Source organism: Rhodococcoides navarretei, assembly GCF_038069675.1.
Lineage (GTDB): Bacteria > Actinomycetota > Actinomycetes > Mycobacteriales > Mycobacteriaceae > Rhodococcoides > Rhodococcoides navarretei.
The window spans coordinates 1,978,471-1,992,239 of record NZ_JBBPCN010000001.1; the positions used below are offsets into that span (position 1 = coordinate 1,978,471).

9 protein-coding genes are annotated in these 13,769 nt (G+C 65.4%); 7 read left to right on the forward strand and 2 right to left on the reverse strand.

Annotated features, from left to right (window positions below):
- Window positions 1-25 precede the first annotated feature (25 nt).
- Entirely contained in the window at window positions 26-2,143 is a 2,118-nt protein-coding gene (locus AABD04_RS09530; RefSeq protein WP_341441011.1) for a RecQ family ATP-dependent DNA helicase, read from the reverse strand.
- Between the two features lie 207 nt (window positions 2,144-2,350).
- Window positions 2,351-3,226: a ribokinase gene (locus AABD04_RS09535; RefSeq protein WP_341441012.1), complete on the reverse strand. Its 876-nt coding sequence runs from the start codon at window positions 3,224-3,226 to the stop codon at window positions 2,351-2,353.
- Window positions 3,227-3,319: 93 nt separating this feature from the next.
- Between AABD04_RS09535 and AABD04_RS09540 the strand changes: the two genes are divergently transcribed.
- The 7 genes from AABD04_RS09540 (at window position 3,320) to AABD04_RS09570 (ending at window position 13,684) form a co-directional block, all read left to right on the forward strand.
- A complete protein-coding gene (locus tag AABD04_RS09540; RefSeq protein ID WP_341441013.1) occupies window positions 3,320-4,585 on the forward strand; it encodes an aspartate aminotransferase family protein in 1,266 nt (421 codons plus the stop codon).
- Window positions 4,582-7,494, forward strand: a complete 2,913-nt coding sequence (locus tag AABD04_RS09545) for an FAD-binding and (Fe-S)-binding domain-containing protein (protein ID WP_341441014.1) — start codon at window positions 4,582-4,584, stop codon at window positions 7,492-7,494. The genes AABD04_RS09540 and AABD04_RS09545 overlap by 4 nt, the downstream gene beginning before the upstream one ends.
- Complete coding sequence (locus AABD04_RS09550) at window positions 7,491-8,966, forward strand: NAD-dependent succinate-semialdehyde dehydrogenase (RefSeq protein WP_341441015.1); 1,476 nt, start codon at window positions 7,491-7,493, stop codon at window positions 8,964-8,966. Before AABD04_RS09545 ends, AABD04_RS09550 begins: the two co-directional genes overlap by 4 nt.
- Before the next feature lie 15 nt (window positions 8,967-8,981).
- Window positions 8,982-9,695, forward strand: a complete 714-nt coding sequence (locus tag AABD04_RS09555; RefSeq protein WP_341441016.1) for a GntR family transcriptional regulator — start codon at window positions 8,982-8,984, stop codon at window positions 9,693-9,695.
- A gap of 223 nt (window positions 9,696-9,918) precedes the next feature.
- Window positions 9,919-11,097, forward strand: a complete 1,179-nt coding sequence (locus AABD04_RS09560; RefSeq protein WP_423228222.1) for a M24 family metallopeptidase — start codon at window positions 9,919-9,921, stop codon at window positions 11,095-11,097.
- A 2-nt stretch (window positions 11,098-11,099) separates the two neighbouring features.
- On the forward strand, window positions 11,100-12,425 hold the full coding sequence (locus tag AABD04_RS09565; RefSeq protein WP_423228128.1) for an aminotransferase-like domain-containing protein: 1,326 nt from the start codon (window positions 11,100-11,102) through the stop codon (window positions 12,423-12,425).
- Window positions 12,422-13,684 carry a M20 family metallopeptidase gene (locus AABD04_RS09570; RefSeq protein ID WP_341441018.1) on the forward strand — a complete coding sequence of 421 codons (1,263 nt, stop codon included), beginning with the start codon at window positions 12,422-12,424 and terminating at the stop codon, window positions 13,682-13,684. Before AABD04_RS09565 ends, AABD04_RS09570 begins: the two co-directional genes overlap by 4 nt.
- Window positions 13,685-13,769 lie beyond the last annotated feature (85 nt).

The following is a 13,769-nucleotide window of genomic DNA, read 5'->3' on the forward strand; positions in this document are numbered from 1 at the left end:
CAAACCACGTGCTTCTGGCGAGCCGCTATTTCGGTGACGCCAGGGCGAACGGCAGCACCGCCTGTGCACCGGCAGATCGCAGAGCCGAGTTGGCGCACGTGAACGTCCATCCCGTATCGGTGACCAGATCTATCAACAGAATCGGCCCTGTCACGGACGATACGTCCGGAACGTCCCAGGAATCCACCAGCCCGGCGACGCGAAACGCCGAATTCGCAGCCGAGACCGGCGGATGACCCGCCCTGACCTGCATCACACCGAGATTGCTCAATTTTCCGACCGACGCCAACCGCTCGGCGATCGACCGCACCAGCACAGGATGGGTGGGGGAGTCGAGAGCGAGAACGGCGGTGGGCCGTTCCTTCCAATCCCAGTTGGCAAGCACGGTGATGCACGCCTTCTCCAATGCCTCGGTGGCCGGAGCATCGGGAGCGTCGAGCAGGGCGCGCAGCCGGCTGCCCCAACCCAGGTCGGTGAGTCGGCCCAGCACGCGCCCGGGTTCGTGAGGGTCGGCGATCTTGCCCGAGAGTGAGACGCCGAGCTTCTTCATACCGCTGGGCCACTGCTTTCTCGGCTGCAGGTCGATGCCGGGCCGATCCAGTCGTGCCTTTGCCGAGTCGACGGAGGCCGCATTCACCGATGCGGACAAATGCTCACCCGTGCAGTTGTCGCACCGTCCGCACCGGTCGGACTCGCTGCCGGGTGCGCCCAGATCCGGGTCGTCGAGTTGCCTTCGCAAGAACTCCATCCGGCAGCCGTCGGTGCCCTGGTAGTCGATCATTGCCTGCTGTTCGCGGTCCCTGGCCTCTTCGAGACGCTCGTAGCGGGCCGCGTCGTACGTCCACTGCTCGCCGGTCGCCATCCAACCGCCACGAACGCGTCTGACAGCGCCGTCGACGTCGAGAACCTTCAGCACCATCTCGAGCCTGCTGCGACCCAGCTCGACGAGAGGTTCCAGCGCCTGGGTCGACTGGGCCTTGTCGGTGTTCAAAGCATCGATGACCTGCCGCACCAGATGTTCGCGAGGGAATGCGACGGAGGCGAAGTAGCTCCAGATCTGCCTGTCCTCGTGGCCGGGAAGCAGCACCACGTCGGCGCGTTCCGTCGCGCGCCCGGCACGGCCGACCTGCTGGTAGTACGAAATCGGAGACGATGGTGCTCCCATGTGCACCACGAATCCGAGATCGGGCTTGTCGAAGCCCATGCCCAGTGCGGAGGTGGCGACCAGGGCCTTGACCCGGTTGGCGAGCAGATCGCCCTCCAGCGACTCGCGTTCGGTCGGGTCCGTCTGACCGGTGTACGACGCCACGACGTGGCCTTGATCGGTCAGCAGCGCTGCGAGGTCCTTGGCTGCCGATACCGTCAGTGTGTAGATGATGCCCGACCCCGGCAGCGTCTTCAGATGGTCGCCGAGCCACGCCGCCCGTTCGGTGGCGTTGTCGATCTTCACCACAGCCATGCGCAGAGAGTCTCGTGCGAGCCCGCCGCGCAGGACCAGCGTGTCGCCGCCGCCGACGCCCAATTGTGCGGCGACGTCGTTCACCACGCGGTCGTTTGCCGTCGCAGTGGTCGCGAGCACGGGGATACCCTCACGCAACTCGGCGATCAGTGTTCGTATGCGTCGATAGTCGGGCCGGAAGTCGTGGCCCCAGTCCGAGACGCAATGTGCTTCGTCGACCACGACGAGACCCGCATCCCCGGCAAGGGACGGCAGCATTTGATCGCGAAAATCCGGATTGTTCAGCCGTTCGGGGCTGACCAGCAGGACATCGAGGTCGCCCGACGCGACCTGCTGATGGATGTCGTCCCATTCGGTCATGTTGCCGGAGTTGATGGTGGCCGCCCGGACGCCTGCCCGCTCGGCGGACGCAACCTGGTTGCGCATCAACGCCAACAGTGGGGACACGATCACCGTCGGACCCAGGCCCTGTGCGCGCAACAGCTTCGCTGCGATGAAGTAGACGGCCGATTTGCCCCAACCGGTCCGCTGCACCACCAGCGCTCGCCGCCGGTGCACGACGAGGGCCTCGATGGCCGTCCACTGGTCTTCCCGCAGCACAGCGTCGGGGCCGGCGAGTTCGCGCAGCAATTCCTCGGCGCTCTCGCGCAAGTTCCCGGTCGTAGGCTCCGTGGTCGTTGTCATGGGCTCCATCGTGCAGTAAGCGTCCGACATGGAACGCGGGCCGGTGGGAAACGGTCGTACTCTGCAGCCCGAGCGGATCGGCGAGAGTCGATCCGGATTCCGAATCGATGCCGGCCGACACGGGACCCGTGCACCCTGCACCTCGATTCCGAGGCCATCACGGTAGAAGCGTCCGTCTCGGGAATCGGGGTTCGTCGACGTTCGGGCCTATCGTCGGGCGGCCGCGTCCCGCACTGCGTCGATCTCGTCGCGAGTGCCCGAGGATGCGCTCGCGCCCGGTCTGGTCGTAGCGAAAGAGCCCGCGACGCAGGCCCATTCGACCGATGCGCGCGGTCCGGTGAACCAGGACGCGGCCAGGGCCCCGGCGAATGCGTCGCCGGCACCGGTGGTGTCGACGGCGTCGACGCGTGGCGCGGAGACCTCGAACGATTCCGTGCCGCGGTATCGGGCACCCCGTGCACCGAGTGTGGTGATCACATGGGGCACCTCGTTCACCCGGTGTCCGAGCCGAGCTTCCTCGGCTTCGTTGACCACCAGTACCTCGGTGGCTGCCACCAGTGCGTCGGGCAGATCCTGCACCGGCGACGGGTTCAGCATCGTCACCACGCCGCGAGAGCGTGCGTACTCGAATGCGGCGACCACGGTATCCAGGGGGATCTCCAACTGACACAGGAGGATATCGGCCTCGGCGATGACCGCGAGGTCGTCTTCGGTGAGGTCGCGCACGTGGTGGTTGGCCCCGGGAACGACGACGATGCTGTTCTCGGCCTGATCGTCGACGGTGATGGCGGCGATGCCGCTCGAACCCGCTGCCGTACGTAGTGCGCGGTCGTCGACGCCCGCGCTCGAGAGGGTGTGTCGCAGTGTCGCTCCGAATTCGTCGTCCCCGACCGCTCCGATGAACGCCACCGAAACGCCTGCCTTCGCGGCGGCGATGGCCTGGTTGGAGCCTTTGCCGCCGGGCGACGTGGTGAACGATGTGCCGAGCACGGTTTCGCCGGGATCGGGCAGGGACGGCGTCCGGGTGATCAGATCCATGTTGACGCTGCCGAGCACGACGATGCGGGGGTTCGAGGCGGGCATCGCCGAACTGTAGCGCTCCGCTGGTTGCTCCGATCCACAGCTGCCAATTGCAGATTGTTGACAATCCGATTCTGTTCGGTGACGATGGCAGACATGACAGCGTCGACTCGCACCCACCTCAGCCCGGCACTCAAGCAGGCGACTCCGATCGTCGTCGATCACGGAAAGGGCAGCTGGATCATCGGTACGGACGGGCGCAAGTACCTCGACTTCACCACCGGGATCGGCGTCACCAGTACCGGTCACTGCCACCCGCGCGTGGTCGAGGCTGCCCGAGAGCAGGTGGGCAAGATCATCCACGCGCAGTACACGACCGTCATGCACCAACCACTGCTCGCGTTGACCGACAAGCTGGGCGAGGTGTTGCCCGCCGGGCTGGACAGTGTCTTCTATGCGAACTCCGGCTCAGAGGCCGTCGAGGCATCGATTCGGTTGGCGCGCATGGCGACCGGACGGCCCAACATCATTGCGTTCCACGGGGGATTCCACGGACGCACGGTGGCGGCGGCGTCGCTGACCACCGCGGGCACCAAGTTCCGTTCCGGATTCTCGCCGATCATGGGCGGCGTACACATCGCGCCGTTCCCGTACGCCTTCCGGTACGGCTGGGACATGGACACCGCAGTCGCTTTCGCGCTGAAGGAACTCGACTACCTGCTCATGACGATGTCCAGTCCCGCCGATACCGCTGCGTTCATCATCGAACCGGTGCTCGGCGACGGCGGCTACCTGCCCACGCCTCCCGAATTTCTCGAGGGACTCCGCGAACGCGCGGACACCCATGGCATCGTCCTCATCGTCGACGAGGTGCAAGCAGGAGTCGGCCGCACCGGCAAGTTCTGGGGGCACCAGCATTCGACGATCACACCCGACATCGTCATCACCGCAAAAGGCCTGGCCAGCGGATTCCCCATCTCCGCTATCGCGGCATCGACCGAGTTGATGGGCAAGGCGTGGCCCGGATCGCAGGGCGGAACGTACGGCGGCAACGCCGTCGCCGCTGCGGCGGGTGTCGCGACGCTCGATGTCGTGCGCGAGGAGGGGTTGGTCGCCAACGCGGCAGCGCAGGGCGAAGTTCTGCTCGACGGCCTGCTCGCACTGAAGTCGGAGCACGCTGCCATCGGCGATGCACGTGGACTCGGCTTGATGCAGGCACTCGAATTCGTCGACGGCGCAGGAAATCCGGACGCTGCGGCCGCCCTGCGCGTACAACAGGGTGCGATCGACGAGGGGCTGTTGTTGCTCACCTGTGGTGCGCTCGGCAACGTGGTCCGGATCATCCCGGCGCTGATCGTGAGCGACGACGAGATGCGGCAGGGCCTCGACGCTTTGTCGCGCACGCTGAAGAACGTGCTGTGACGTCTGCTTCCGTTCGGTCTCCAGTTCCGGCACTCGTGCAGCGCGTGCTGGAGTTGGGCATCGAGATCGACGACTCGTCGCGGCGGCTCGCCGAGTACTCCTACGACGCGTCGAACTACCGAATTCCTCCTGCGGCTGTGGTCTTCCCACGCAGCGCCGAGGACGTCGTCGCAGTGATGGCGCTGTGCGGGGCCGCGGGAGTCGCCGTCATCGGCCGCGGCGGCGGAACGTCCATGGCAGGCAACGCGATCGGCCGCGGAATCGTGCTCGACTTCTCCCGCCACATGAATCGCGTGATCTCTGTCGACACCGACTCGCGGACGGCGGTGGTGGAACCGGGAATGGTGATCTCGGAGTTGCAGCGGGAGCTGGTTGCGCGTACGTCGGGGTCGTTCACGTTCGCGCCCGACCCGTCCAGCAAGACCAGGGCGACGGTCGGCGGAGCAGTCGGCAACGACGCATGCGGCAATCACTCGGTGCGCTACGGCCGGACGGCCGACCACACGGTGGCCATGGAGGTGGTCACCGCGGACGGGCACCTGCTTCGCGTGACCCGCAGCGGTGTGACGGCCGTGCAGTCGGCGGATCCTGCAGCAACCGGAGCGGCCGAACGTATTTCGCGCGAGCTGCACGAGCTGGCGGCGGACAACCTCGCTCTCTTCAGGGTGGAGTTGGGCCGCATACCGCGACAGGTCTCCGGATTTCATCTGTCGCATCTACTGCCCGAGAACGGCTTCGACGTCGCCCGTGCGCTCGTCGGCAGCGAGGGCACGTGCGCGGTCATCGTCTCGGTCACCGTCACCGTCGTACCCGTGCCTCCGGCCGCGCTGTTGCTCTGCCTCGGATACGACGATGTCGTGGCTGCTGCAGCCGACGTGACGGCCATTCTCGAGTTCTCGCCTGCCGCGGTGGAGGGTATCGACGACAACATCGCGCAGACGATGGAGTACCGGCGCGGACCGGATTCCATCCGCGGTCTGCCAGCGGGAAACGCCTGGCTCTACGTCGATCTCGACGGGGCCGACACCGCCGAGGTGGAGGACAAGGCCGCTCGACTGCTCGAGGAGCTCGGCCGGCTGGGACGGTTGAAGGAAGGCCGCATCGTCGCCGACCCGGCCGATCGAACAGCGCTGTGGCGGGTACGCGAGGACGGTGCCGGTTTGGCGACCCGCCTGTCCAGTGGGGTCGAGTCCTGGGGTGGCTGGGAGGACGCGGCCGTCGCACCCGAGAACCTGTCCGCTTATCTCGCCGATCTCAATTCGCTTCTGGCCGAGCATGATCTGACGGGCGTGATGTACGGACACTTCGGTGCCGGCTGCATGCACGTGCGCATCACGTTCGATCAGCGCACCGACGCCGGGCGTCGAGTGATGTACGACTTCCTGCGCGCCGCCGCGCGGGTGGTCGTCAAGCACGGCGGCAGCCTGTCCGGTGAGCACGGTGACGGCCGGGCCCGCTCGGAGCTGTTGCCGGTGATGTATTCCCCCCGCATGCTCGACGCGTTCGCGCGGTTCAAGCGCATCTGGGATCCACACGGGATTCTCAACCCGGGATCGATCACCGACCCCGAACCGATGATGGACAACCTCATGCTGCAGGGCATCCCGAAGCGGGAATGGAAGACGACCTTCGATCTGCACCAGATCGGCACGCGAGAGGATCTGGATCCCTTCGTTCACGCAACTCAGTCGTGTGTCGGTGTCGGTAAGTGCCGCACCACCTCCGGAGGCGTGATGTGCCCGAGCTTCCGCGCGACGGGCGACGAGAAGGATTCCACTCGCGGCCGCGCCCGAGTGCTGCAGGAGATGGTGCGCAGCTCGCCGACCGTCGCCGACGGGTGGGCCTCGAAGGACGTGGCAGAGTCGTTGGACCTGTGCCTGTCCTGCAAGGCCTGTTCCTCGGACTGCCCGGTCGGAGTCGACATGGCGACGTACAAATCGGAGTTTCTCGATCATCACTACGCGGGTCGATTGCGACCGCTCTCGCACTATTCGCTGGGCTGGTTGCCTCGCTGGCTGAAGGTGACGCAGCGAACGGCACCCCTGCTCAACCGTCTGCTCACCCCGCGCATCGCAGCGTTGGCCGCTCGACTCGGTGGGCTCACCACCGAGCGGCCGCTGCCCCGATTCGCGTCGGCGAAGGAACTGGCTCGCGAGGTCCGTATAGGAGGAGGCCGCGACGCCGATGTCGTGCTGATCGTCGACACGTTCACCCAGGGTTTTCGACCCGAGGTCGCGGGCGCGGCGCAGCGCGTGCTCGAGGATTCGGGTCGCAGCACCGACTGCCGGACCGACGTGTGCTGTGGGCTGACCTGGATTTCGATGGGTCAGCTGAAGGCCGCCCGCAAGCACCTCACGAAAGCCGTTGCCGCACTGGACGACGGCACCGACCGACCCATCGTCGTCACCGAACCGAGCTGTGCGGCGGCGTTCCGCAAGGACATGCCGGAGCTGGTTCCCACTGCGGCCGCGAGACGGGTCGCGGCGCGGGTGCAGAGTTTCGCGGGAGCGGTGATCGATCAGGCCGAGACCGGGTGGGCACCGTCGGGTGAGGTTCCCGCCTCGGTCACCGTGCAGACCCACTGCCACGAATACGCGGTGTTCGGCAACGCCACCCAGCGCTCGGCGTTGGCGGCCGTCGGTATCGAGGCGGTACGGGAAGCCACCGGGTGCTGCGGCGTGGCAGGCAATTTCGGCTTCGAGAAGCGTCACTACGAGCTCAGCATGGAGGTTGCCGAACAGGCCCTCGCGCCGGCACTGCGCGATGCCGAGCCGGACACGCCGATTCTGACCGACGGATTCAGCTGCCACATGCAGGTGCGTCAACTCACCGGTGATCCGACGAGCGATGCGTCCGTACACCTGGCGCAGATACTCGACCCACGCTCGACGAAAGGACCGCGGCCATGACCGCCAGTTCGACCTCCAGCCTCACTCGCCCCACCATCACTGCTCCGACCGAACTGTTCATCGGAGGCGAATGGACGGCCGCAGCATCGGATGCTCGGTTCGACGTGATCGACCCCGCCAGTGGTGAGGTCATCGCCAGCGTCGCCGACGGCAGCATCGACGATGCCGAGAAGGCCATGGCTGCGGCCGTCGCCGCAGCCTCCGACTGGGCCGCGACGCCGCCGCGGGCACGCAGCGAAATCCTCCGTACCGCATACGAATTGATCATGGCGCGGCAAGAGGAGCTCGCCGCCATTATCACGGCAGAAATGGGTAAGCCGCTGGCCGACGCCCGCGGTGAGGTGGCGTACGGTGCAGAGTTCTTCCGCTGGTTCTCCGAGGAAGGGGTGCGCATCTCGGGCGATCACACCCTCACCGGTGATGGCAAGAACCGCATCGTGGTCACCCGCGCACCGGTGGGGCCGTGCATCCTCGTCACTCCGTGGAACTTCCCTCTGGCCATGGGAACTCGCAAGATCGGCCCGGCCTTGGCGGCCGGCTGCACCGTCGTGTTCAAACCCGCCGAACAGACGCCGCTGACAGCGCTGGCGCTCGCCCGGATACTCGAGGATGCGGGTGTTCCGACAGGAGTGGTCAACGTCGTGACCACCACCGACGCGTCGGGCGTGGTGGGCTCGTGGATGAGGGGCGGTGCAGCCCGCAAGATCAGCTTCACCGGATCGACTGCCGTGGGCAAGATCCTGCTCGAGCAAGCTGCGTCGACGGTGATGCGCACGTCGATGGAGCTCGGCGGCAACGCACCCTTCATCGTCATGGACGACGCGGACGTCGGACGCGCTGTCGACGGTGCCATGGTCGCCAAGATGCGCAACATGGGGGAGGCATGCACCGCGGCCAACCGGTTCTTCGTACACCGCAGTGTCACAGCGCAGTTCGCGGAGCAGCTGGCCGAGCGCATGGGTGCGCTGACGGTGGGGGCCGGTAGTGCGCACGGTACCGAGGTGGGTCCGTTGATCGACGACGCGGGCCGCACCAAGGTTCAGACACTCGTCGACGACGCCCTCGGGCGTGGCGCGCGTGCCGTCGTCGGGGGAGCGGCTCCGGACGGACCGGGCTACTTCTATCCGCCGACGGTCCTCACCGACGTCGACGCGGCATCGGATCTGATGTCGCAGGAAATCTTCGGACCGGTGGCCGCCATCGTCCCGTTCGACACCGAGGACGAGGTGATCGCCCTGGCGAACGACACCGAGTGGGGACTCGTCGGGTATGTGTTCACCCAGGACATCGACCGAGCTCTACGGATGGGGGAGCGTCTGGAGGTGGGCATGGTCGGTCTCAACACCGGGTTGGTCTCGAATCCGGCTGCGCCGTTCGGTGGCGTCAAACAGTCCGGACTCGGCCGCGAGGGCGGAAAAGTCGGAATAGACGAGTTTCTGGAGTACAAATATTTCGCCATTCCCCGAGGCTGAGAGAGGTTTTCGATCATGCCCAGTTCGAGACGATTGACGCCCATCGACGCACGCAACACGTCGATGGTCATTGCCGACCAGATTCGCGACCGCATCATCGACGGGTCCTACGCTCCGGGGGAGCAGATCAACGAGGCCAACGTCGCCGCGGAACTCGAGATCTCGCGGGGACCGGTGCGGGAGGCGCTGCAACGCCTCAATCAGGAGGGGCTGCTCATCAGCTACCGGAATCGAGGCGTGTTCGTCGTCGAGCTGAGCAGTGAGGATGTCACCGAGATCTACGAATCCCGCGCGGCGATCGAGGTCGGTGCCGCATGGACTCTGGTGCACGGGAATCGCGCCCACTTGGTGTCGGTGGCCGACGAGCTCTCGGCCATCGTGATGCAGATGCAGCCGTTCATCGATCGCGCAGATTGGCGAGGTCTTGCCGAACGAGATCTGGCGTTTCACACCGCCCTGGTCGGTGCGACGCGTAACAGCCGGATGTCGCGAATGTACGCCACGCTCGCTGCGGAGGCGCGAATCTGCATGGCCAACCTCGAAACCGCGTACTACCGGCCCGAGGCGTTGGTGGAGGAACACCAGCTGATCGTCGACCTGTTGCTCGGTTCGGATTGGGACGCATTGGAAAAGGGCGTGCACGAGCACATGGACACCGCTATCCACGACCTGACCCGTGCCATGGTCGAGGAGCAGGCCGAACACTCGGCTTTGGCCACGCCGGGATAGTCACCGGCCCCGCAACACAGCATTTACATCCGGAGTCTTGCGCACCCCTCACATCAGCGCTTAGCCTGATTGTCAACAATCTACTAAATCGACCCCATCGAAGGGGGTGCCCGTGAACGACTCACCCGACGCCGCCTACGTCACCGCACTCGGACCCGACGAGACCACAGGACGGGCCGCTCCCGGCCTGGCTCGGTACCCCGATGTTCCGAACAGCACGCCGATCACGTTCACCGACGAGGAGTACGCCGCCCGGCTCGCTGCCGTCCGAGAGCGGATGGCAGCGCAGCACCTCACGGCGCTGATCGTCACCGATCCCGCCAATCTCTACTACCTGCTGGGGTACAACGCGCTCTCGTTCTACACCCCGCAGATGCTGTACGTGCCTCTCGACGGCGAGATGTACTTCTTCGCCCGTGAGATGGACGCCAACGGAGCGTTTCGCACGTCGTGGCTGCCGCAGGATCGGACGTTCGGCTACCCCGAAACGTTCGTGCAGCGCAAGGACACTCACCCGTTCGTCTGGGTAGCCGCGAAGCTGCGTGAACTGGGACTGGTGAACAACTTCGAGCACGGCCAGGTGGGTCTGGAGATGGACTCGTACTACTTCAGTCCCAAGGCATTCGAGGCCTTGGTGAAGTCGCTGCCCGAATACCGCTTCACCGACTCCTACGAGCTCATCAACTGGGTACGTGTGGTCAAGTCGCCCGCGGAGATCGCCCTGATGCGCGGTGCCGCGACGGTGTGCGAAGCAGCGATGTCGGTTGCGTACCAGTCGATCTCGGTCGGTGAACGGCAGTGCGACGCGGCCGCCGCCATCATGAACGCACAGGTCCGCGGTACCGCGGAGTTCGGCGGCGACCATCCGGCCATCGTGCCGATGCTGCCCACCGGAGCCGGAGCCGACACTCCGCATCTGACCTGGTCGCACCAACCGTTCGTGCGGGGCGAGACCACAGTCGTCGAACTGGCCGGGGTGTTCCGGCGCTATCACATCCCGATGGCGCGCACGATAGTTCTCGGAAAGCCAAGCCCACGTTTGGATTACCTCGCCAAGTCCACCGGAGAAGCATTGAACGACGTGCTCGCGACCGTGCGGGCCGGCGTTACCGCCACCGACCTGGCGCAGGTATGGAACACGAGCTTGGCCAAGCACGGACTGCACAAGCCGTCGCGCATCGGCTACTCGATCGGCATCGCCTACGCACCCGACTGGGGTGAGCGCACCGTGAGCCTGCGAACCGACGACGACACGGTACTCGCCGAGAACATGACCTTCCACATCATCGGCGGAATGTGGATGGACGACTACGGATACGAGGTATCCGAGGCCGTTCGCGTCACCGAGAACGGCCTCGAAACCTTCACCGCGTACCCCCGAGAACTACTGACGAAGGAGTGAGCATGACCGCATCAACGAAGGGTCGTTCCGCAGGCTCCACTCCTGCCCCGACCGGGCGTTCCGCAGGCTCCACTCCTGCCACCCAAGGTCGTTCCGCAGGCTCCACTCCTGCCATTCCCTGGGCCCTCCGAACCGACAAGCTGGTCGGGTCCGTGATCGACTCGTCGACATCGCTCCTCGCCGCACAGAAACACGACATCGTTCGATTCGCAATGGGATCGCCTGCGGCCGAGACGGTTCCGGCTGCGGCGTTCACCGAGATCGCCGGCACTGTGCTCACCGCGGACGCGTTCGACTACGGTGCCACCGAAGGCGACCCCGGCCTGCTCGATGCGTTGCTCTCCTATCTCGATTCGGTGGGCGAACCCACGTCCGAGGAGCGTGTGGTGATCACCTCCGGCGGAATGCAGGGGCTCGACATCGCATGCAAGTTGTTCATCGATCCGGGTGATCTGGTGATCGTCGAAAGTCCCACGTACACCAACGGAACCGCCACCGTGCTCAGCTACGGAGGCGACATTCTCGAAGCCCCGATGGACAGTGACGGCCTCATCGTCGAGGCGTTGCCCGAGCTCGTCGAGCGCGCAGGTCGACTACCGAAGATGATCTACGTCATCCCCAACTTCCAGAACCCGTCCGGGGTCACCCTGTCGCTCGAACGTCGACGGCTGCTCATCGAGCTTGCACACCAGTGGGGTTCGGTGATTCTGGACGACGATCCGTACGGCCTGCTCCGATTCTCGGGTGATCCGATTCCCAGTTTCGGCGCGCTCAGTCCGAACGATCCGTTGATCTTCTCGGTACGGACCTTTTCCAAGATGATCGCTCCTGGCCTGCGAGTGGGCTGGGTGGACGCCGCCCCCGAGGCTCGGCACATGATCATCAACGCCAAACAGGCCATGGACACGTGCACCAATCTGCCCGGTCAGCGAATGGTGGCCGAGTACATCCGGCGCGGCCTGCTCGACGAGCATCTTCGATCGTTGGCGTCGGTGTACCTGCCCCGCAAGGTCGCGATGCAGAACAGCATCGCCACGCACTTCGGCGAGTCGATGTCGACGACGGACCCCGAGGGAGGGTTCTTTCTCTGGGCGACGTTGCGCGGCAACGATGTCGACTTCTCGACGCAGGACCTGTTCGAGACGGCGCTGGCCGAGGGAGTGGCCTATATTCCCGGACCGGCGCTGTCGGTGGGCGGAAAGTTCCATGATTCGCTGCGGCTGTGCTTCGCCTCGTCCACTCCCGAACGCATCGACGAGGGAATCAGAAGGCTCGCTGCGGCGGTGGAGAAGTCCAAGCACCTGCTTGCCTCCGACCCCACTCGATGACGGTCACGAGTTCCGAACGGACCCTGCTCGATTCGATAGACGCGCAAGAAATCGTTTCTCTGACTACGTCATTGATCGACGCGGGCGGTGAGAATCCGGGTGACACGGAAGAGGCGACGGCGAAAGTTCTTGCCGAGCACTGTCGGGCACTGGGATTCGACGTTCGGACTGTCGAGGTAGCTCCAGGCAGGCCCAACGTCTTCGTGTCGATCGGATCGGCCGAGCGACCAGGTGTGCTGTTCGTCGGTCATTCCGATGTGGTTCCCGCAGGAACGGGCTGGACCACCGACCCCTTCTCTGCGGTGGTCAGGGATGGTCGCATCGTCGGTCGCGGGGCCTGCGATATGAAGGGCGGCCTGGCCGCGGTGGTGGCGGCGATGGCCGCAGTGCATCGTGCAGGGCTTGCGGACGAGCATCCGATGACTCTGGCCTGTCTGGTCGACGAGGAGGACACCGGCCTCGGTATCCGAGCATTCGTCGCCGAGTCGGAACAACGGAACTACACCTGCTGTGTGGTGGCAGAGCCGACGGACCTGGTCACGATCGTCGGGTGCCGAGGTGCGGCGAATATCGAGGTCGAAGTTCGGGGTCGTTCGGCACACGCGGGTCAGCCACGCAACGGAGCCAACGCCATCTCGGCCGCAGCGCGGATCATCGGGATCATCGAGGGCTCGCAGGCGGAGTTGGATGCCAACCCCGACCCCGATCTTGGCCCGGCCACCTGGAATGTGGGGACGATTGCGGGAGGCACGGGCACCTCGATGGTTGCCGACCGGTGCGTGCTCGCTGTCGATCGCCGGCTCCTGCCGGGTGAGAGCGCTGCCGGTGTGGTCGGCGACCTGCGGTCGCGCATCGAATCGGCGGAACTGACCGGCTCCGGAATCGATGTCGACATCACGATCTCGATGGAAATGCCGGGGTTTCTGACCAGCGTGAACCACGGATTGGTCACCACCGCAGTGCAATCGGTCATCGACGCCCGATTTATACCGAATGGTCGTTCCGCGGGCTCCACTCCTGCCCCGAATGGTCGTTTCGCGGGCTCCACTCCTGCCGAATTCACTGACATTTGGACCGCATCGTGCGATGGTGGTTTCGTGGCACAGCAGATGGGTATCGACACCGTCGTGCTCGGTCCGGGGGAGATCGAAAACCAGGCACATCGGCCGGACGAGTCGTTGGCCGTGCAGCAATTGACCGACAGCGCAAGGGCGTACGCGTTGATCGCCACCAGAATTGCTGCCCTACCAGGGCTTTAGCGTTGCCGGAGGGGGTTGGCCGAAAGACATGTTCCCTACCGTCGTAATGTCGAACGCTGCGAAGTACCACACCGACGCTCCACTT

What these genes read in the sequence shown, in the direction of transcription:
- AABD04_RS09530 (WP_341441011.1), bottom strand. Translation starts at nt 2,143, where the DNA reads ATGACAACGACCACGGAGCCTACGACCGGGAACTTGCGCGAGAGCGCC.
- AABD04_RS09565 (WP_423228128.1), top strand. Translation starts at nt 11,100, where the DNA reads ATGACCGCATCAACGAAGGGTCGTTCCGCAGGCTCCACTCCTGCCCCG.
- AABD04_RS09540 (WP_341441013.1), top strand. Translation starts at nt 3,320, where the DNA reads ATGACAGCGTCGACTCGCACCCACCTCAGCCCGGCACTCAAGCAGGCG.
- AABD04_RS09555 (WP_341441016.1), top strand. Translation starts at nt 8,982, where the DNA reads ATGCCCAGTTCGAGACGATTGACGCCCATCGACGCACGCAACACGTCG.
- AABD04_RS09550 (WP_341441015.1), top strand. Translation starts at nt 7,491, where the DNA reads ATGACCGCCAGTTCGACCTCCAGCCTCACTCGCCCCACCATCACTGCT.
- AABD04_RS09570 (WP_341441018.1), top strand. Translation starts at nt 12,422, where the DNA reads ATGACGGTCACGAGTTCCGAACGGACCCTGCTCGATTCGATAGACGCG.
- AABD04_RS09535 (WP_341441012.1), bottom strand. Translation starts at nt 3,226, where the DNA reads ATGCCCGCCTCGAACCCCCGCATCGTCGTGCTCGGCAGCGTCAACATG.